Source organism: Scardovia wiggsiae F0424 (assembly GCF_000269605.1).
Classification (GTDB): Bacteria; Actinomycetota; Actinomycetes; order Actinomycetales; family Bifidobacteriaceae; genus Scardovia; species Scardovia wiggsiae.
On the sequence record NZ_AKCI01000001.1, the window covers coordinates 1,212,437 to 1,233,593 of the forward strand.

Annotated in this window: 13 protein-coding genes; 1 reads left to right on the plus strand and 12 read right to left on the minus strand. The window is 50.0% G+C overall.

The features are described from left to right. Positions 1-2: 2 nt before the first annotated feature. Complete coding sequence (gene dnaB, locus HMPREF9156_RS0105440) at positions 3-1,436, minus strand: replicative DNA helicase (protein ID WP_007147768.1); 1,434 nt, start codon at positions 1,434-1,436, stop codon at positions 3-5. 520 nt (positions 1,437-1,956) lie between these two features. Here dnaB and HMPREF9156_RS0105445 point away from each other — a divergent pair. Further along, positions 1,957-4,764 (plus strand): phosphoenolpyruvate carboxylase, encoded by a 2,808-nt coding sequence (locus HMPREF9156_RS0105445; protein WP_007147770.1) that lies wholly within the window; start codon positions 1,957-1,959, stop codon positions 4,762-4,764. Between the two features lie 71 nt (positions 4,765-4,835). Here the strand turns inward: HMPREF9156_RS0105445 and HMPREF9156_RS0105450 are convergent, their stop codons facing one another. The 11 genes from HMPREF9156_RS0105450 to HMPREF9156_RS0105500 form a co-directional block, all read right to left on the minus strand. Continuing rightward, the gene (locus HMPREF9156_RS0105450) at positions 4,836-6,002 is read right to left on the minus strand and encodes an arginase family protein (RefSeq protein WP_231198074.1); all 1,167 of its coding nucleotides are present in this window, start codon (positions 6,000-6,002) and stop codon (positions 4,836-4,838) included. 64 nt (positions 6,003-6,066) lie between these two features. After that, a complete protein-coding gene (locus HMPREF9156_RS0105455) occupies positions 6,067-7,821 on the minus strand; it encodes an ABC transporter ATP-binding protein (RefSeq protein ID WP_007147772.1) in 1,755 nt (584 codons plus the stop codon). Further along, the gene (locus HMPREF9156_RS0105460) at positions 7,818-9,482 is read right to left on the minus strand and encodes an ABC transporter transmembrane domain-containing protein (RefSeq protein ID WP_007147773.1); all 1,665 of its coding nucleotides are present in this window, start codon (positions 9,480-9,482) and stop codon (positions 7,818-7,820) included. Before HMPREF9156_RS0105460 ends, HMPREF9156_RS0105455 begins: the two co-directional genes overlap by 4 nt. Before the next feature lie 12 nt (positions 9,483-9,494). Further along, positions 9,495-10,907, minus strand: a complete 1,413-nt coding sequence (locus tag HMPREF9156_RS0105465) for a PLP-dependent aminotransferase family protein (RefSeq protein WP_007147774.1) — start codon at positions 10,905-10,907, stop codon at positions 9,495-9,497. Then, a complete protein-coding gene (locus HMPREF9156_RS0105470) occupies positions 10,900-12,135 on the minus strand; it encodes a type III PLP-dependent enzyme domain-containing protein (protein ID WP_007147775.1) in 1,236 nt (411 codons plus the stop codon). Before HMPREF9156_RS0105470 ends, HMPREF9156_RS0105465 begins: the two co-directional genes overlap by 8 nt. A gap of 44 nt (positions 12,136-12,179) precedes the next feature. Further along, positions 12,180-12,377 (minus strand): hypothetical protein, encoded by a 198-nt coding sequence (locus tag HMPREF9156_RS0105475; protein ID WP_007147776.1) that lies wholly within the window; start codon positions 12,375-12,377, stop codon positions 12,180-12,182. Positions 12,378-12,450: 73 nt separating this feature from the next. Then, positions 12,451-14,694: a sortase B protein-sorting domain-containing protein gene (locus tag HMPREF9156_RS0105480; protein WP_231198075.1), complete on the minus strand. Its 2,244-nt coding sequence runs from the start codon at positions 14,692-14,694 to the stop codon at positions 12,451-12,453. Positions 14,695-14,775: 81 nt separating this feature from the next. After that, positions 14,776-16,851: a glycosyltransferase gene (locus HMPREF9156_RS0105485; protein ID WP_007147778.1), complete on the minus strand. Its 2,076-nt coding sequence runs from the start codon at positions 16,849-16,851 to the stop codon at positions 14,776-14,778. A gap of 63 nt (positions 16,852-16,914) precedes the next feature. Next, the gene (locus HMPREF9156_RS0105490; RefSeq protein ID WP_029246383.1) at positions 16,915-18,210 is read right to left on the minus strand and encodes an ABC transporter ATP-binding protein; all 1,296 of its coding nucleotides are present in this window, start codon (positions 18,208-18,210) and stop codon (positions 16,915-16,917) included. A 98-nt stretch (positions 18,211-18,308) separates the two neighbouring features. Beyond that, the gene (locus HMPREF9156_RS0105495; protein WP_007147780.1) at positions 18,309-19,157 is read right to left on the minus strand and encodes an ABC transporter permease; all 849 of its coding nucleotides are present in this window, start codon (positions 19,155-19,157) and stop codon (positions 18,309-18,311) included. A gap of 87 nt (positions 19,158-19,244) precedes the next feature. After that, positions 19,245-21,116, minus strand: a complete 1,872-nt coding sequence (locus tag HMPREF9156_RS0105500; RefSeq protein WP_007147781.1) for a glycosyltransferase family protein — start codon at positions 21,114-21,116, stop codon at positions 19,245-19,247. Positions 21,117-21,157: the final 41 nt, after the last annotated feature.

A 21,157-nucleotide genomic window follows, 5' to 3' on the forward strand; every position in this document is an offset into this window, starting at 1 on the left:
ATTTACACCCCCTGCTGGTAATCCTTCGGCATATCATTGAATTTTGCATTCGCTCCCAGAAAAGCCAGCTGGAAAGTCCCGGTAGGGCCGTTACGGTGCTTCGCCATAATAATATCTGCTTCGCCCGGGCGGTCTTCCTTATTATAGAAATCCGGACGGTGGACGAGGAAAACCACATCGGCATCCTGTTCAATAGAGCCGGATTCACGCAGGTCAGCCAGCTGGGGGATCTTGTCCTGCCGCATTTCAGACCCGCGGTTGAGCTGGGAGAGGGCAACAACAGGCACACCCAGCTCTTTGGCTAGGAGCTTCAGCGCACGGGAGAACTCAGACACTTCCTGCTGCCTTGATTCGACCTTTTTCCCGGAACTCATAAGCTGGAGGTAATCGATAACAACAAGCTTGAGGTCTTCTGTCTGCTTGAGGCGCCGGCATTTAGCGCGGATCTCCATAAGGGACATATTAGGCGAATCATCAATGAACAGCGGCGCATCATGGAGTTTGTCAAAAGTGCTGTTGAGGGCCCCCCACCGTTCCGGCGTGATCTCGTCCGGCTTGCGCAAAGCGCTCAGGGGGATATTTGTTTCCGCAGAAAGGATACGCTGTGCGAGTTCGATCGAATTCATTTCAAGGGAGAATATTATAGTTGTCAGCCCCTGGCGCAGAGCCGCCGACCTGGCGAAATCAACCCCAAGCGTGGACTTGCCCATTGCAGGACGGCCGGCGACTACTATCATCTGCCCCGGCTGAAGCCCCTGGGTCAGATCGTCGATATCCCTGAACCCTGTTTTGACGCCCAGCGGGATATTCCCCTGCTGGATATCATCAAGCTGCTTGAGCGTTTCATCTGCAACACTGATAAATGACCTGTAATCCTGCCGGACATTGCCGTTGCCAAGCTCATATGCCTGGGCCTGGGCCAGGTTGACGATGTCTTCCGCCTGGGACCCGTCAGCAGAATATCCCAGCTGAGTGATCCTGGTACCGGCCTGGATAACTTCCCTCAGGATCGCCTGTTCGTGGATGATATTCGCGTAGAATGATGCGTTCGCTGCAGTAGGGACAGATTCAACCAGCTGGTGCACATACTCCGAGCCGCCGACCTTCTCTATCTCCCCATTGCGCGTAAGCTCATTGACTGTCGTAATGACATCAGCCGGCTGAGAGGAGCTGTATAGCTTGATAACAGTGTCAAAAATCATCTGGTTCTTAGGATCATAAAAATCCGAAGATACGATAAGCTCGCTGACTTCGCCGACCGCCTCCTTGCTCATCAGCATGCCGCCGAGCACCGCCATCTCTGCTGCAGGATCATGCGGAGGGACACGGTCAAAAAGGGAACTGCCGCTATCCCCTGGCGCATTAAAGCCGCCAGCCTGCGAGGCCTGCGCTGTGCGCGAAGCTGGGTAACTGGCATAATCCGGATTCTGAGACATATCTTGATTGTAATCGGAACATAGTAATTATAGAGGCCCTAGATATCCACATGTCCTTTTTGCCTGTGGAAACACACGTGGAATACATTCTTACTTATCCACATTCTGTGCGTTTCCCGGTGAATGAAATTAAGAGTTTTCCACATTTCGTGGATAACCAGGTGGAAAACCTGTTAACGACACGAAATTATTTCGGCGCGAAACCCGGTACAGCTATTTTCCTGTCCAGAGGTACATTAAACACCTATATGCATTATTTACGAGCTATGGGATACAAGGGGGATCCTCAGGGGATATTAAGGGATCACAGGGACGCATACTGAGACAGCGCCCAGGAAACGTAAGCCTCACCTCCTACAATAAGACCTAGCTATTCAGATCTAACAGTCGCTTTTACGGGCTTTGGGCCTGGGACGGCCGGCATGGTCCATGGCCATGGCACAGGAGCGCCGCAGCCCGCACACATGACGTGTGCACGCTGGCAGACAGGCAACCCGGAAAAGGCGTGAAAGGGGCCATTATGGCAGGATCAGATATCAGCACGAACGGGACAGATACAGGCGCAGATGCGCTGCGCAATGCAGATGAGCAGAGCCCTACCCGCCAGTTCGTTGCCGTTAATGCGCAGCTCGCGAGCGAGGAAGGATCGCTCCCCCCTGGGCTCCGCGAAGATATGGATCTCGTCCTCGATATGCTGCGGACTATTTTAGGCGAATACAACCCGCATATCCTTAAGATGTTTGATGCCCTGAGGGAAGATGTTATAGTGGCGAACGAGGAGCGCTTCCACAATGCTGCAGATTCCCCTGACTTCCATGATGCAGCGGTGCGGGGTATGAAAGAAGCTGTCTCCCTGATCGACGGCAGTTCTATGGAAGAGGCTCAGGCACTGGCACGGGCTTTCACCACATACTTCCACCTGGCGAACCTGTGCGAAGAGAACTACCGCGTCTCCGTACTGCTTACGCGCGAAAACACTGTTGAAACAGGGTCCCCCACCGACCCCATGAATGCCCTGTCGGTTGCATATAAACAGCTTATTGACGAAGTGGGCCCCGCCGGGGCAGGCGAGCTCCTGGAAAAGCTGGAATTCCATCCAGTCTTCACCGCCCACCCGACCGAGGCGCGCCGCAAGGCCGTAGAGGGGAAGATCCGCCGCATATCGAACCTTCTGGCGGTCCGCAGGCATACAGGCGGCTCCCTTCGCACAGAAAACGACCGTGAAATATACAGCGAAATCGATTCACTGTTCCGCACTTCCCCGATAGCTGCAAAAAAGCCGACCCCCGTAGAAGAAGCCGATACCATCCTTGATATTTTCGATAACACTTTGTTTGCTATGATCCCCAGAGTCTACCGCCGGTTTGACAACTGGATGCTCGGCAAGAAAGCAGGCACAGTCGCCTCCGTATGCCCCGCTTTCTTCCACCCCGGAAGCTGGATAGGCTCAGACCGCGACGGCAACCCCAATGTAACAGCAAAAGTCAGCCGGAAAGTTGCCGACAAATTCTACGGTCATATGGTGGAAACCCTTGCCGAGGCAACGTACACAGTGGGCCGGAACCTGACGCTCGAATCCCGGACCACACCGGCAAACGCACAGCTCCTTGCACTATGGAGCAGGCAAAAGGAGCTGAGTGAAAAACTGACCAGCCACGCAGAGCTTATCTCAAGCCGCGAGCCGCACCGAGCCTGCCTTTTTGTTATGGCCGACCGTCTGCGGGCAACCAAAGACCGCAATGCCGACCTTATGTACACAGGTTATGAGGAGTTCCTTGACGACCTGAAAACCGTGCAGAAATCCCTCGCCGAAGCCGGGGCAGTACGCAGCGCTTACGGACCGGTCCAAACACTTATCTGGCAGGTCGAAACCTTCGGATTCCATATGGTCGAAATGGAATTCCGCCAGCATTCCATTGTGCATACACGGGCCCTGGAGGATATCCGCGAGCACGGGCTGCACGGCGAGCGGGGGACGCTTGAGCCTATGACCCAGGAAGTGCTGAGCACATTCCGCGCACTGGGGGCGATCCAGAAACATAACGGCAGGAAAGCTGCCGGACGGTACATCATATCTTTCTGCAAAACTGCGCAGCATGTCAAAGATGTCTACGAGCTCAACCGCCTGGCTTTCGCCGACCCCAAGAATGCGCCGACCCTTGATGTTATCCCCCTGTTCGAGCAGCTGGAAGACCTGGAGAATTCCGTAGATGTACTCGAAGAGATCATCAGGATACCTGAAGTCAAAGCACGGCTGAAGGCGACAGACAACCGTATGGAAGTCATGCTCGGGTACTCGGATTCGTCAAAAGACGCCGGACCTACTTCAGCGACCCTTGCGCTCCACCGCGCGCAGGGGCGGATAGCCGAATGGGCAAAGGGCCACGGCATTGATATAACGCTTTTCCACGGGCGCGGCGGCGCTGTCGGGCGCGGCGGCGGGCCTGCGAACCGCGCAGTCCTTGCACAGCCGGCAGGCTCTGTAAACTGCCGGTTCAAAGTCACAGAACAGGGCGAAGTCATTTTTGCACGCTACGGGAACCCGATACTGGCAGCCCGGCACGTTGAGGCCATCGCATCAGCAACGCTTCTGCAGTCAGCCCCCAGCACCGAAAAGACCAATACTGACATGACCGGGAAATACGCCGGGATGGCGGACACCTTGGACCGTGCATCGCGTAAAAAATACGTAGGGCTGCTGAACTCGCAGGATTTCACACCATGGTTCTCCACTGTGACACCGCTGACCGAGATTGGCCTTCTCCCCATAGGCTCACGCCCTGCAAAACGCGGCCTCGGGGCCAAATCGCTTGACGACCTGCGCACGATCCCATGGGTGTTCTCATGGGCACAGGCACGCATCAACCTTGCCGCATGGTACGGGCTGGGGACGGCATGCGAGCGTTTCGGCAACCTCAGCGAGCTCCGCGAAGCCTACCGGCAGTGGCCGCTGTTCAGCACATTCATCGACAACATCGAAATGTCCCTTGCCAAGACAGACAGCCATATTGCGCATATGTATCTTGACCTGGGCGAACGCGAAGACCTGAAAAAAGAAGTCCTGGACGAAATGAGGCTGACACGGGAATGGGTGCTGCGTATTACGGGCGACGACTGGCCGCTGGAGCACCGGCATATCCTTGGGCAGGCCATCCGTATCCGCTCGCCGTATGTAGACGCCCTGTCCCTTGCACAGGTACGGGCCTTAAGGTCCCTGCGCCGCCAGGACAGTAAATCTGAGCTTAACGAATCCCAGACAGCAGATTATATATACCTGATCCTGTGCACAGTATCAGGCGTGGCGGCAGGGCTGCAGAACACGGGGTGATAATTGGCGAAAGTTAACTTTATTATCGCAGATAAATCATATTTATATAATCAATTATTTATATAGTACTCTTAGATATCGCTTCTTGCGGCGATATCCATTTCCCGGAGTAGGATATCCGCAGCAGCTAGAGCAGACAGCTCGTGATTATCTCCTATAAGCTCGACGATATCTACGCCAATGATTTTTCTGCCTAAACATACTCGTTGAAGGAGCTCTTCAAGCTCATTAATCGTTAAACCTCCTGGTAGAGGGGTGCCAGTTCCAGGAACTACCGATGGATCAAGAACGTCAACATCAACTGTAATATGCCATGGGATATCAAAATCAAGTTCACTTTGATACTGTTCTGCGGATAGATCTAGGCCACTTTTACCAGCCCATAAACGAATTTTTGAAGTCTCTTCAGGGTCTTCATCAATCATCTGCCGTACTCCAAATTGAGCTATTGTTTTTATCTCCTTTCTGCCAGCAATCCAGCTCATTACATTTCCATGATGCAAGTATGTCCGCCAGTCACCATCAAATATTGCGGATAAATAGTCGCTATGGGCATCAAAGTGTATGATTCCGAATTTATCATACCCACTTTCTATATACCCTTGAACAATCGCCCAAGTTATTGAATGATCTCCACCAAGTATAACCGGCTTCTTACCCTCTTTACATAAAGAAGAAACTATGGTCTTTAACCGATCAAAGACCTTCCCATTCCGAGTCTGTATCTGATCTCCAATATTACCAATATCAGCAACCCGTGTGTTCTCCAGAATCCTTCTTTTCTGAACAGGATCCCACATACCGTCCTTATCGTCATTCAATTTAAAGATACTTGTAGCTACTTTTCGTATCGTATCCGGAGCTGTTTTTGCGCCTTCCCGATTCGATACACCGGCATCATATTCAACGCCTAACGCAACCATATCTATAGATTCATCTTCAAGCACCTCACTAAAAGATTTAATCGGTGCATTAAAAAGACCTCTCATAAGGAAATCTTTTTCATACTTCTTATTACAATTAGCTAAAACGATAAGGGAAGATTCTATAAAAGAATGAACTACCGATTCAACAGTATCGCGTCGCTCTGGCTTTACTGATAACAACAATTTTTTAATTGAAATTGGAAAAGCAAATTGCGTAAGGATTGAATAAGCACCATGTCCTATGGTTATTTGTAACCCACTTTCGGGATTCCACAATATTACACGATTGTTATTAGTATCATTCTCGCGCACAATGAAGTCTGTATTAATACAATATAACTCTGAAGAATTCATTAATATCTTTCTCTAACTTTACTTACTGTTTGATATACTTCGCAAAATCACTGTCAGATGCCAATAATTCATAAGGGGAGCCTTGCTCAACAATATGATGATGGTCAAGGAGTACTATCCTATTACATCTCATCGCCGTCTGAAGGCGATGGGCAATCATGATCACAGTTTTCCCTTTCAGAACCTTCCTAAACATAGTTTCAGTACGTGCCATCTCCTCATAGGAAAACGTTGACATCGCTTCATCAAGAACGACAAAATCAGGATTTTCTAGTACGACACGTGCCAAGGCTATCTTCTGTTTATCTACAGAACCCAAGTCAAGATCATTTACATTATCATCCAAATGACTGCTATATTCTGAAGCATCCACGAGCATAAGCGCATTTCGTATTGCCACGTCATCTGCAGAGGAATTGATAAGATGTAAATTGAATCGCAGTGTTCCGCTAAAAATGTGTGATTCTTGTGCTACGAACATCACACGAGGCTGTCTCCCATATAGCTTTGGCGATAAATACGAAATCGAAATATAGCCACCGGCTGGGGGTATCAAGCCGCATAACGCCAAGGCTAACGTAGTTTTTCCAGCTCCCGATGGACCAACCAATGCTATACTCTCACCAGGCATTATTCGTATGCTGACATCTTTTATCACAGGATTACCTTTCTCATATTCAACATACAAGCTATCCACAGTAACCATACACCCGTCTGAAGTATCCTGAATACAATTCTCGGTATCCTCTGAACCATCTAAACTAATAGCACTCTTTGTTGTAGAAACGCCAGCCATACGGCGCATTGCAGCCCAAGCCAACTGAAGCTGGTCAGTCCAGTATAGAAGGTCATCCATAGGATCTACTACCAGCTGTGTGTTCATCGCTATCGCAACTACGATACCGATATTAGCTTGACCGTTAAGAACCATAGCTCCCCCAACTATTGCTACGAGCGCAAAAGGTAAGTAATAGCCAAGTTGTACCGCGGGAAACCACCACTGCTGAAGAGAGAGTGTATAGCGTTCAGCCTTAGAAACATTATGGGCACCCTCCCCCAAGGCATCCATAATACGTTTTGAATCATTAAGTAAATCAACTGTACGAGCAGATTCAATTGACTCGCTGGAAATGGAATCGAACCGTCCATGGTTGCGAAGCTCCTCCTCATAGGCATGCTGCGAACGCTTTACATACCACCTCGTTACCAGGAACAGAAGGGGCAGCCCTGCAAGTGAAATAAACGCAATCCGCCAATCCAGGAGGAATGAGGATGCTGCAGCAAACATCAAATACAGAACCGCGACTAAACTCTCCGGAAGTCCGATACGAACTGCTTCGGATACCGCATCAATATCATTTGTAGTACGGGCTATAACATCACCACGACCAGCCTGCTCAACCACTATTAGAGGAAGCCGTGTTACTCCATCAATAACATCATTACGCAGCCGCATAAAAATATTTTCTCCGAATCTCCATGAAGTACGTTGAGCGCACCAGGTCAGGAATGCCTGCATCGCCAATACCACACATAATATTGAGAACAGTACCCAAACATTTAACCTTACGGGTACTGCTACGTCGGTAAGAGTATCAATCAGCCACCCGAATAATATTGGCGAAAATACTCCTGCCCCAATAGCGAAAACATGAAGTACCACAAGTGCAGCAAGCCCGCCTTTATGCTCTTTCATTATTTTCAGTACATATCGCCATGTTTCTTGAGCACTGGCAACAGGTAACTGATGGCTGCGCACATTGTCATTAATACTCATATTTCCTCCAAATTTATAAACATCTCCCTATACTGCGGGTTTTTCATCAACTCCTGATGAGATCCGCTCATGAACAATGCATTATCACGTATCCAAAGCACTGTATCCGAATGCTGTATGTGAGCCGGACTATGGGTAGCCACAACTGTAATAGCATCCTTACGTTCGTTGTACAGCTGTTCTATAATATTCTTTTCTGTAACTGTATCTAAAGCACTGGTAGGCTCGACTAAAACAAGCACAGCAGGATTCGGCACCAAAGCTTTTGCAAGTAATAATCGCTGACGCTGTCCACCGGACAGGTTCCGCCCACCGTCAGTAATATAGTGGTCCAGCCCATCACTAAAACTGTCCATCAGTTCTCCCAGAGAGGAATTCTGCAAAACCCGAATTTTAACAGCATCAGGATATTCAGACCCTCCTAATATCTCGGACAAAGTCCCACTAACTAAGCTAGCATCGGTATCCAGCAAAGTTGCCTGTTCCCTGATCGCCTTCTCTGAATAAACGGAGTATGAAACACCATTTATCAAACCTCTACCCTCATTATCAGCTCCAGCTAGCCGCTCAGCAATACCGCTCATTTCAGACAATGCATCTGCGAAAAGTACAGTGTACCCAGGTGTTATGCGGATTCCAGTCTGAGGATCCATAACCGTTTTTACCTCAGGAATAACTGATACCCCTCTGTGCGGCTCCCGCCCCGAAGACAAAACACGCTGCTCACGCTCTAGGCCAACAGCCGCTGGAACAAACTGCTGCAAAGACGAAATTAACGCTGTCACAGGCTGCAGCAGATACGTGGCTAAACCATAGAACGATACAATCTGGCCAACATTCATCCAGCCATACTGCCACTGTAGCAAAGCTATACCAAGGACTGCCAGCAGTACTGATGCGGGGATAAGTTCACGCAGCCCGTCAATTAATGCCCTCGTATTAGCAACGTTAAGGCCTTTGCGCTTCATCTCTGTAGATAAATTATGATAGCTGGCGAGAAATACCTTGCGTCCATGCGTACCCAACAATACCCTGTGCCCGGTTGCAGCGTCTATAGCCATAGAAGTCATTGCTCCGGCAGTTTTTCTGTACTCGGCGAGGTGCTTACGCAGTTTATGAAGTACTTTGGGCAAGAACAGACATAGTATAGGGACTGCTATAAGAATAGATACCCCTACACGCCACGACTGCGTAAGTAGATAAACGCCCGCAACAGCATAAGTCCCAAGTCCGACAATAACAAACTCAATCGCGGAAAAACCGCTGGCTATCGCACTTATATCATCCTCAGCTACCTCAACAACGTCACCAGTGTTCAATCCCTTATCAAAAACACCTCTATACGAAATAACATGTTTAGTGACTCTCTCTTTATGCTGAGTCCTGATATCGATACCAATGCGCGTATCAAGGATATGCGCGCTTATAGAGGCCGTTATCCTTATCAGAACAGCAGCAACAAGAAAGGTACTTACCGAAATAAGCCCAACAGTATTATGCTCATTAACTGTATTAACAAGAATACCAAGCCCTACTGGAAGTGATGCCTCAGCCAATGATTGTATAAGAGACAGAAGAGTCAGCACAGAAAGAAGTATGCGGCGGCCTTTAGTGATCCCGACCAATTGCCTTAGTACTGCTGTAAATGAAAGATGCTCCATTATGTAAACTTCCTACAACTCTAGTTCTACCGGTTTAACCATTCGATAGTTTTCACGTAATCCTTGCATAGACTCAAAACTTGAAATCTCCTGAATCAAATTAATTATCTCGCGAAGAAAAACTCCCGCTCGTGAGCCTATAGCAATTTTCATAATGCATCTCAAATCTCTTTTAAATGGAATTACCGCATCATACCTATGTCCACGGAAACCAAAACTCCCACCAAACGTAAACTCAATATTACGTTGATGAGCCTCATAATAAAGTACACCAAGCAAAAACATATAATCCTCATAACCGTCATTCTGTAGCTTAAGGACAGAAAAAGGCGCATGATTGATACTTGCTGACTTCAAAAGAGCCGGGTGTGCTATAGATCGGAAAATGCCCTTCCCACAAAGGGGAGCTAAGGCCTCTGCAAACAATGAATTATTTTTAGCAACTAAAGCAACGTGAGTATTCAACCACTCCCTATTAAGGAAGAAAGAATTATCTAATATCACACACTCAAAAGGTGATAGCGCAGTACCATATATCGCCCTTACTTTTCTCAGATCTCCAGAAAAATCCCCTTTATCATGTAACTGATATACCTCAACTATACCGACATTGGCAAGTTCTAGACCAAACTGATCTTGTTTTAATCCTGAACGTACATCGCAAAGTATTCCCACTCCATACTCTCTGGCTTTTTTAAGTATTTTATATTTCCCCCATGACTCGGGAGTTAAAGTCGAATCTACTATAACATATGATGGGGCTCCAACTTCTCTCCAGAACGAAAGCAACGCACTATAATCAGTTCCTTCAAGTCCCCAGTTATAATGTATAGGTTCTATTAGTAAAATATCAATAGGTGAGTTTGGTATATCAGTTATAGAACTATAATGGGATACTTTCGCCTGATAATTTGATAAAAGCTCTCCGATCATTAATGTCTCAAAATAATCACCAACAATAGCTACCGCTGGAGATCGTTGATGAATTTGGCTAAAATTATAAACCATCAGATGTAGTAATGCATTGATAGCAGCGGTACCGCTGCTAAAAAGGATGCCGTCGCACAGTTCATCCGTCTGTGTACAATAATTTGTAGCAATTTTTTCCTCTAAAAATGCACAAGTAGCACTTCGAGCATAACTATAAGTTAGCTTCTGCCCCGATGGCAAGATAATAGCTTTCTCATCACTCGGTGTTTGCATATGCCCGCGAACACGTCTCTCTGAATCAATGTAAAATGCAGTACGTAGCTGAGCTGTTTGGCGAGAAAGAAAACTTTCATACTTTTTTGGTTGTCGTGTATCTTCGAAATCCATAAGTGTATTCTCTATATGTTCAAAAAGCTTGGGATCCCTATCCTTATTCTGCTGAATCACACGAAGCAGCAGATCATGTTCTAAAGCAAGTCCTATTTCATCACCCATTATACTTTCCTAAATCTGATAACCCATTACTACTTAGCGTAACTTCTTCCCCTGTATATAGATATACTGGTAAATCCCCAAGCATATTAAAATCTCTTTTATTTGTTAAAGTATACGCACCAAAATTTGTTACTACCAGCTTATCGCCGATACTAGTTTCTTCAGGAATATCAAGTGTCGGTGTGCGTAACACATTCTCGCCGCCGAAAAAATCATTCTCATATAAAGTATTACCTGCTAGAATAGCTGGTCGTGTGGGGTTGTCTTTAACTGATTGCCGTATCTTATCTAAACTGAATACTTTAGGAACATGCCATGGTGAAAAATTCCAAGCGGAGGAATCTACCTGTACTATGTCATATCCATAATACTTATGAGAATGCTCTATTGATTGAATAGTAGTTACTAAATAACCATGAGGTCCTGAGATAGCAGCACCGGGCTCAAATCTAAATTTGATTGAACGATTAATGTTATATGCTTTAACCAGCTCACTCACCTGTTTAAAAACGTAGCGAGCTTTTGCACGATTTACATATAAATCATAAAAGCCACCGCCAAAATCTATATACTGAATTGTACTGATTGATTTTGCTACCATAAGTGCATATTGTAACTCATATAAAAATCGAGGAGGCGCAAGCTGCCCAATATGAAAATGAATCCTAGTTACGGTTAAACTCCCTTGTTCGAGGAGTGAGTGTAAACGCGTATCTGCTACGTTAACGCCGAATCTACTATTATTGGCAAAAGTATCGTTCCCATCTAGCTCTTTAGGTAATTCCAGCCTCAATCGTAACCCAATATTTGATCCTGGAAAATTATTTACGATAAACTGTAGTTGATCTAATGAGCAAACATCCAGATCAGTTCCTTCTTCAAACATGGTAGAGATCTGGCTAACAACTGAGAAGCTAGGACCCGTGGCGGATATCTCTCTAAAATCATTCTTTCTTGCATAATCGTATTCTTTTGGAGAAGCAGTATCCGCCCCCAATCCCGCATCTACAAAAACCTTTAAAACCTCAGGAACATAGCAAGCTTTCAAAGCACAGTTCAACTTCGCATTTGGAATTAATGAAACATCTAGTTTATACTGTTCAATAGTATGTTTTATACCAGGTAAATCATAAATAAGAAACGGAGTTGGTAAAGAGTCCATAAATTGAAACATCTTTACTTTCGGCGGTGCAATGATTGGAACTTGCATACCATATTCTTCTTTCATATATCTCGTCATACATATCTAAAGATATGTATGACGAGATGGTTCTAATCTCCGAAATCTCCCATTCGACGTGGACGACTTCCACCCATAGCAGCAAAATCAGTTCTGATATCAACTGTACTTTCAGAGATAACGGCAAAATCACTTTCGATTTCCGAACTAAACTCTTCAAAAGTCAAAGTATCACTGGCTTTCAACTCTGCTAAAGCTGATTCCAGCTCTTTAACTGCATTCGGTGTCATTATACCCTCCTTTCTTAGTTTAGCTTTGCAACAAAGCTTAATACATTCGCGCGACAAATAAAATAAACGAATATTATTTCCGCTGCCTGCCGCTTTTATCGAAAATCAGCCCCGCGAATGCAGGCAGCACGAAATAGAGCGGAACGGGGTACCAGTACAGGGCAGCGGGCGATGCGATAAGCTGGAGCACAAACATAAGCAGGAACACCCATGCCGCCAGCGCCAGCCAGCGCCTGCGCGTCAGCAGGTACAGCCCTGCTGCCAGCGGGATCAGCGTTACATACAGCCCCATAGAACTGAAGAAAATATCGATCTGCTGCAGCACCCTGTCAGACAGCGCCTCGGGCTGTTTCTCAAGCGGCACATCGCACTGGCTCCCCTGGGCCTGGCATTCCAGAAGCCGTGCCCTGGCTTCATCAGAACTTTCAGCACGGTTTTTGAAATACTTCCCCGCGCAAAGCTGCCATTCACGTTTTGCGTCTGAAGCTCCCCGGTCGCCGTCCCTAAGCGGGGCAAGCGCGCGCTCGGCGAGCCCGGGATCATGCACTTCCCTCCCCCACTGGGCCATATATGCTTCATCGAACAGATATGCAGATGATGAAGGGTATACGAACGGTTTCTGGGTAGAGAACCATGGCTGCCACACGAATGCGTATGCTTTGGCGTATTCCTTGAAATTCCGCTTGTCCTTAAGCCCGATCCTGAGCCACAGTTTGATGAAATCCGCCCTGTGCTGCGAAACAATTTTGTATTTTATAGTGTACATCGTCTCATCTTCACGGGAAGGGTTATAAAACTCCACCGCATCAGACAGCTTCATATACGTATTGATCTCCCGGCGGTCGGAATCCGTCAGGCCGGCTGGGTTATACCTCCCTACCCTGGCAATCGGCTGGGAGAAAAAGCCGTACAGTTCCAGCGGCGGCCACTGGGCTGCCCCCGCCAGTTTCGCTGAGGCCGGATCCCAGATGCCAAGCACCGCAGCCATTGGGATAACCAGTGCGCACAAGGTTTGTATGATAGCACGGCGGGGGCGGCGTGGACGCAGTGCGCCTGCTGCAGCAACAGCATATCCGGGTTTGGCCTGCGCGGAGGCTGATGCATGGCTGTTGTTCTCTGCTGAGTTTCCGCTGCCTGCCGCTTTTACCCTGCGGCCGGGAGCCAGCACTGCAGCAATCAGAAAGATACCGGAAACTGCAAGTATTTCAATCCCTGTACGCTTGATCGCCAGGAAGAAAGCAGCGAGGATCATAAAAGATACCAGTACCGGCCAGCGCCTGAGCACCTGCCCGCGTGTCAGGCATGCTTCGATAAATATCAGCGCCAGCGGAGCCATAACGATCGCCCACAACGAATCTTTGCTCATAGTCGGTACGACCCCGGCAACGACATATCCTGTGGTGAAAAACACCATAGTGAGCCACAGTACGGCAGCAGGGACACCGCGCTTGCGCATGTAGCACAGCACCAGTGCGCATGCCAGGGAAAGGAAGGCTGTCTGGATTATGGTATACACCATCAGGCCATAAAAGACATTCCCCATCGCCTGGCCTATCCGCCAGAACAGGCCGAAGATAAAGGTCCCCATAAGAGGGTGGCGGGTATAATAGCCGTGGTACCCCTGCGACTGGAAATACTGCGCAAGCGTATCGTCGCGGAGGGCGCCCGGCCAATAGACCATAAGCCAGGGGATCCAGCTGACGGCTATTGCTGTCCAGAAAATAAGCAGATATTTTTTAGCGGCTGCGCCGAACGTTACAGGCTGCATACGTCCAAAAACATGTGCGGTAAACCGTGACAGCCGGCTCCCGCTATCCGGGAAGCTGCCGCCCCGGAGGTTGCTAACGCTATCGCTGCTGGTACCGCTGCTGGTACCGCCGCTGATGCCGGTGCTGCGGGTACCGCTGCCGCGGCGCTTCGTCCAATCCGCCCAGCGGAAAATAACCAGTGTCACCAGATACGCCGCGATACCGAAAACGACTCCGCGCTCAACCGCGACAGTCCTCAAATATGGCGCCGAAGAGCCCTCAAACTGTGCAAGGCCGTCAACTACGCAGCTCAGGCAGGCAAGACCGCCGGCAATAACACCGAAAACCAGCGCAGCCGGATCCGCAAGGAACCTGACCGTGCTGCCCAGTACGTTCAGTGCACGGCGGGTACCCAGTGCCGGTCCGGAGGCAGAAGCAGAGGGAGGGACGCAAGCAGCAGGGGCAGCATCAGCAGCCTGCACCTGTATATCCTGCCTGGTATCGCTGCCCTGCATTGCGGCTTCCGCGCGGCCCCCGACGGCCTGCCGGCTGGTGTGCTCAGTTTCCATAATTGCCTTAACCTGCTTTATTTCTTCCGTATCCTTCGACCCCTTCAGCCTCCCGGGCCCGCGCATCCCTGCCGGCTCCCGCTACTCCTGCTCAAAAATATGTTCCCATGAACTCAGAGACGCCATATCATAATCAGCATACTCCCGGGCAAGCTTTTTCCAGTTTTTCAGGATAGTGCGAGTAAGGCGGGCATTCTCCAGCATCCCCTGACGTGCACGCCTGTCATCGCGCCTGACCCACGCCACGGTATTGCCGTCAGGGGCTGTCAGAAGTGCCGAATCAAGGTCGCGCAGTGCTATGCCTGCCCAGGAAGCATCTTTTGCTGGGACGGCAATATCAGGACGGGAAGGATGCCCCTGCTTCCGCTTCGCACCGCCTGCAAACCCCGCTGCGGCACAGCGCCCGAGAAGCCCCAGGACAGCCTTATAATAATCCTTCATAGTCAGGCTTTCACGGCGTTTGCCGTGCGAAGCCATCTCCCCTGCCGGCTCAGGGAAATCCTCAAAACTGCTTTTCACCTGCGCATCATCAAACTGCGCACGCAGGGATTTCACCTCGTCAAGCTTCACAGGCAGGCTCCGGACAATATATTCCGGTCCTTTAAGGATATCTTTCAGGCCCATTGTATGCAGTGCGAGGGCAGAGTAGAGGAACCGCAGGCTGACGCTTGCATCCCACCGCAGATTCTCCAGAAGCATGCGCGGAGGATGGTCCGGGAAGCACAGCAGCGCAGATATCCACCGGTTACGCTGGATGAAATATTCTTCCCAGCCGCGCGTAGGGTCTTTATCGTGCCACGCCTGATGCCAGACTGCCACGCCGGGAAGGCATACAGTCGGGCAGCCGTGGCGCCTGGCCCGCAGGCAGAACTCGATATCATCAAATTTGATGAAGAACGGCTGGGACAGGCCGATCTCCCTAAGGACAGCTACAGGGATAAGGCACATCCACCATCCGTTATAATCGCTGTCCACCCGCTGATGCCGTTCAGGGGCGTCACGGAGAGGGCTGGCCGCAAAATCAAAATTATAATCAAGCCCGGCAGACGGCATATTCCACATGCGCGAAGAGTTGATGCGCTCACCCTGGGTATACAGTACGGTGCGGTTATCAAGATGGAACATCGCGCCGCCAACAAGCAGCGGCTTTACCGCGTAATCTTCAAACTGTACGGCGCGGAGGATAGATTCAGGCTCGCTGACGGCATCATCATCGGGAAGGAGCACATAATCGCTCCGGCCTGCTTTCACAGTTTCATACATGCCGCGCGAATAGCCGCCTGAACCGCCCAGGTTACGCTGGCAGATATAGGAGAGCTGGCCGCCCAGCTCAGCCGACACCTGCTCAAAACCGGGCTGGCTTTCCACACGGTCCGTCCCCTGGTCGACACAGTACACAGTGTCGATACGCCGGCGCAGTTCAGGGGCATTGGCAAGCGTCCGCAGCTGGTTAAGGCAGTATGGGGCGCGGTTGAAAGTCGTTATGGCGACTGACAGCGTCGTCTCGGCCTTTCCTCCCGACGGATGCACAGTTTTTGCCCCGCGTGGCACGGACCATCGAGCATCTGCTATGCTCACCGGGCTGTCTGAAGCCTCAACATCAAACCAGAAGTAGCCGCCGTCCATAAGCCCGGTCAGGGGTATCTCGGCGCTGATGTCACGGAAACCGTCGGCGGCATCAACAGCTATCTCCTCTGCAGCCGCATAGATAAGCCCGCGGCCGGTAGACTTGAACAGCCGGATGGTCCCGCTGCCCTGTACCCGAGCGGAAAAACGCACTTCCCGCACAGGCGTCCACCGGCGCCAGTATGCAGCAGGGAATGCATTGAAGAAAGTGCACAGTGAAGCATGCCCGCGCCGGCGTACGGTTATCTGCGTACGGCTGTTGACAGTGAAGGAATCGCATGTTACAGAATCGCCAATACCGCTGGTGCGCACAAGTTCCTGGAACTTACCCCGGGTCATGGCGCCCATATCCAGCTTCGGGAGCACGCCGGACGTTGCCAGCGCAGCTTCATTTATGCGGGGACGCGTGAAATCAATAGCGTAAAGGGGCATGACCTGCTGCCCGTCCTCAACAGGGAAGACTACACGGGATACTGCTTCCCAGCTGCCGCCTTTACTGCCGGCAGTTTTACCGCGCTTTCTGCGTACCATATTTCCACCTTACACCATCTGCCCATCCTGCGATGGGAATTACCCTCTTACTGAGTTGCTGAGTCACTGACGCTGGATATATTCGATCTGCGAAGGGTCTTCCGGGGTTATCCTCAGCACCCGGTCGCTCAGCAGCGCATAGTCGCTGTTCCGCTTATCACGGACCACAAAATCGCAGGCATTATCATCGATCGCCACGGCAACGAATTCCGCGGTATCAGGATCCTCCGCGCTGCCTTTCCACAGCGAAGTCACAAGCCTGAATTCGCCGTTGTTGAAAAGGTCCAGAGGCAGTTCGAACCGTACCGTATGATGCCCGTGCTGCAGGGCTTTCAGATTATGGTTGCCCGTATCATATGTTATGCCTCCGCGCCTTATATCATGCAGGGCGATAGCCAGGTAGAAATCACCGGGCTCGTCAAAACTGTATTCCACATCAAACCGGAAGATATCCGAGCTGCTGTTGACCATTGATGATACAGCAGAAGTCTTCAGGATGGGGCACCGCTCATTGAGCCCGTTCGCATACCCGCCGTTTTCCTTCCGCCTGCGACTGGCCTCAGCTTTTTCCGCCTCCAGGTTGGCAAGGGTATACTGCTTTGATACCGACTCCGGATCCCCAATCGACCTGACGGTACCATCAGAAATCATCATGGCACGGGTGCAGTATTTTGTTACCGAACCCATATCATGGGTCACCAGGATAACCGTTTTGCCCGGGTCCCGCTTGATCTCCGTAAAGAAATCGTCGCATTTGCGCTGGAATGCCTCGTCCCCCACAGCAAGCACCTCGTCAAGCACAAGGATATCCCCCTGGGCTTTGATGGCAACAGAGAACGCAAGCCTTACCTGCATGCCTGAAGAATAATTTTTAAGCTTCTGATCCATGAATTCTTCAAGCTCGGCGAATTCAACGATATCATCGTACATACGGTCAACTTCCCGGCGCGTGAAGCCCAGCAGCGCACCGTTCAGATATACATTTTCGCGTCCCGTCAGCTCAGGGTTGAAACCGACGCCAAGCTCAATGAACGGCACGAGTTTACCCGAAACCGAGACCTCACCCTTTTCCGGATAGTATATCTGGGAAATGATCTTAAGGAGCGTCGATTTCCCGCCGCCGTTACGCCCGACGATGCCGAAGAACTCGCCCTGGTGGACATCAAAACTGATATCTTTAAGGACTTCCTGCCGTGTATAGCCTTTGATGCCTTTTGTCCAGTTGATGAACGCCTGCTTGATGCCGGTCGCCTGCTCAGTAGGCAGTTTGAAAGATTTGGACACATGCTGTGCGGAAAGCACGACAGGAGCAGCCATATAGTCGCGCCTGGAAGCAGCTTCCCTGCTCTGCCCGTGCATATCCTTTTCCCCGGAACCTGCGGAATCCTGCTTATTATCAGCGGCCTCACTCTGGGCCGGCGGCACATGGAGGCCCTGCGGCTTACCCGGTTTACCCATTACATCACCTCCGCGAACTTGCGGCTGTTGCGCCTGAAAAGCCAGACAGCGAACCACAGCAGGACAGCTGTGAACACCAGGGGGAAGAATTTCCCGCACCAGCCGATAGCTGAATTGCCGTACATCGTCCATATTGTCTGCTGGTTCTCAGCATCTATGAGGTTATGCCTGATATCCTGTATCGACTGGGCAATAGGGTTCAGCAGTTCCAGTTTCGCAAAAACCTTCATTACCCCCCCCCTCTCCGAGACGAGGCTTAACGGGTAGATAATAGGCATGGCATAGAAAATAAGCTGCTGGAGCACTTCCCAGATATGCGCGATATCGCGGAAATAGGCATACATGGTCGCCATGATAAGCGTCATTGCCAGGGTCACAGCATACAGCTCGATAATATTCAGCGGCAGCAATAAAGCCCACCACGTAAAATTGACACGCAGCGCCACGGCAAAGACAAGCACGACAAGGAGGTTGATCGCATAGCTGATCAATGCCCCGACAGTTGCAGAAACCACCACAATATAGTTGGGGAAATGGATCTTCCGCAGGAGGTCCCCTCTGTCAACAATGGACCGCAGGCCAGTATTGACGGATTCCGTCACGAACTGCCATGAACTGATACCGGCCAGGAGGACTACCGGATAAGTAGGCGTGCCGTCAGTCATGCGCAGGAAACGCGCGAAAACGAAATACATGACTACGAACAGCAGCAGCGGCTTGAGCACTGACCACAGCACGCCGAGGAAGGACCCCTGGTACCGCAGTTTGAAATCAGTCTTGACAAGCCCTTTAAGGACAGTCCACGCATAACCGTAGCGCTTCTTCAATCGGTTTTCCACTTGGTTCATCTCATTCCTCTGCCTGCGGTGCGCGGCGTCCAATCACATCATGCATGCACACCTGTGACCGGCTGCTGACCCATAGGCAGATAAAGGTTAGTCCATTTTAAGATAGTGCTTCCAGTACCCGACAGACGTTATTGTTGCACGCGCCGCTTCATATTCATGGCGCAGGCGTGCAGCATGGGTCTTATAGTAGCGCATATCGCGCCTGTAGCGTTTCATGATCTCATTGTACCGGGCCGGGTCTTTCTCGCGTACAGCACCCTTACGGTTGAACCAGTCAATGGCGACAAGCTTCTTCTTGCCGCGTATAACGCCGGCCGGATAAGCCCATCCGATCAGCGGAATCACAGCGTACCCCCGGCCTTCGCGCTTAATGACATGCTGCCAGTTGTCAGTAGTAAAATCTACTGCACGGTTGAAGAAAGTACGCGGCTTATCCCCGTCTATCAGCTGCCGGTCAATATCCGAGATCTGGAGGCCTTCAACATCAGGGTCTGCATCAAGCTGTTCCTGAAGGGTTTCAAAATCAACAAGTTTTTCTTTATCTTTATTAGCTTTCATAAAAGTAGCTTCAGCGATCCCCGGCTTGCTGATAAAATCAGGGCCTTTCAGGAAATCTTCGAAGGCATCAAGGCAGAGCTCGGCATCATCATAAGCGAATTTTTTCAGTTCAAGCCGAATATCACGGTACATTTCACGGAGGGAGTCGGCTTCCGGAGCGATACCGGTGGTAGCCTGGGCAATCAGGATATTACGGATACTCTGATACCGTTCAACTGCCGCGTTATACCGCTTGTTAAATGACATATGCCAGACGCACAGGCTGTTCATGGTGATAAACGGAGTTTTGCAGCGCACTCCAAATTCAACATCATCGCAGCGGACAAAGTAAGGGAGCGGCAGTCCGTTCTTTTCGATCACCGAAACAGGGATACAACAATACCACCAGGCGGCATACAGATCCTTTTTCATTTTCTTTGTCGGCTCGAATTTTTCGTTATACACAAGATCTTCGAACAGCGTAACCCGCAGAGGGGGTTTGCATGCCATGAAATACCCTTCTTGTGTCACATGCCCAATGTCTTCCCACTGGTCTTCGCCGACCTCGTAGTTGAGCATCGCGCCGCTGATCATGGCCTCTTCATACTCAGGCTTGAGAAGACGCAGCACATTATACGTGCGTTTGATGCTTTCAGGGGAAACAGCCACATCGTCATCCATAAGGATGATATTGGTGGCTTTCGGCTTCTGCTCCATAGCAGTGATCATTGCCCTGGTAAAGCCGCCCGCACCGCCAACATTATCGTTAGGGGTAACAGTGATCCGTTCGCTGCTCAGGGCCGGGGCATCCAAAGTGCGCCCGTTGTCTATAACATACATATGGAAATGCCGGGAAATATCCTCATCAGTATCAATAATATTTTTCCTGATCAGATCAATATTCCCGGTAATATAATTTTCCTTTTTGAACGTTGTCGTGCCGACGGCAAGCTCAATATCGCGCAGCTGCCCGCTGTAGCCGACCTCATAATAGCTGTTGCGGATAGCCACCTGGCCTTCAGTCTTAATGACGAAACCGGCAAGTACCATATCATCTGTAACTGCCAGGGGCATATCAACAGCCTGCCAGCTGTCGCCCGCAGCCACTGTACGCTCAGACCCTTCAACAATTTCAGGCTCTGCGCTGAAGGCCCCGCCGTAGTTCTGGCGGACTGTACACGCTGCACCTTTAAGCTCCAGATGCAGGCTGAAACTGTCTGCGACAGTATATTTCCGCAGCTTCATGACTGACAGCGAATTGAAATATGTGGCGAAATCATAGGTCCCTGCTGAATACATTTCCCACTCGCCTGTGCCGGGATCCCGGACCACCGGCTGGTCTGAACGGCAGTACAGGCCCGGATATGCCACAGAACGCGGGTTTGACTCCAGCAGGATATTGGCAAACTTCATAGTTGACATAATATATACCTCGATAAAACTCCACTAGATAAAGTCAGACA

Coding starts and splice junctions, on each gene's coding strand:
- HMPREF9156_RS0105460 (WP_007147773.1), bottom strand. CDS start 9,482: ATGGAGCATCTTTCATTTACAGCAGTACTAAGGCAATTGGTCGGGATC.
- HMPREF9156_RS0105475 (WP_007147776.1), bottom strand. CDS start 12,377: ATGACACCGAATGCAGTTAAAGAGCTGGAATCAGCTTTAGCAGAGTTG.
- HMPREF9156_RS0105485 (WP_007147778.1), bottom strand. CDS start 16,851: ATGGTACGCAGAAAGCGCGGTAAAACTGCCGGCAGTAAAGGCGGCAGC.
- HMPREF9156_RS0105445 (WP_007147770.1), top strand. CDS start 1,957: ATGGCAGGATCAGATATCAGCACGAACGGGACAGATACAGGCGCAGAT.
- HMPREF9156_RS0105500 (WP_007147781.1), bottom strand. CDS start 21,116: ATGTCAACTATGAAGTTTGCCAATATCCTGCTGGAGTCAAACCCGCGT.
- HMPREF9156_RS0105490 (WP_029246383.1), bottom strand. CDS start 18,210: ATGCACGGGCAGAGCAGGGAAGCTGCTTCCAGGCGCGACTATATGGCT.
- HMPREF9156_RS0105470 (WP_007147775.1), bottom strand. CDS start 12,135: ATGAAAGAAGAATATGGTATGCAAGTTCCAATCATTGCACCGCCGAAA.
- HMPREF9156_RS0105495 (WP_007147780.1), bottom strand. CDS start 19,157: ATGAACCAAGTGGAAAACCGATTGAAGAAGCGCTACGGTTATGCGTGG.
- HMPREF9156_RS0105455 (WP_007147772.1), bottom strand. CDS start 7,821: ATGAGTATTAATGACAATGTGCGCAGCCATCAGTTACCTGTTGCCAGT.
- HMPREF9156_RS0105465 (WP_007147774.1), bottom strand. CDS start 10,907: ATGGGTGATGAAATAGGACTTGCTTTAGAACATGATCTGCTGCTTCGT.
- HMPREF9156_RS0105480 (WP_231198075.1), bottom strand. CDS start 14,694: ATGGAAACTGAGCACACCAGCCGGCAGGCCGTCGGGGGCCGCGCGGAA.
- dnaB (WP_007147768.1), bottom strand. CDS start 1,436: ATGTCTCAGAATCCGGATTATGCCAGTTACCCAGCTTCGCGCACAGCG.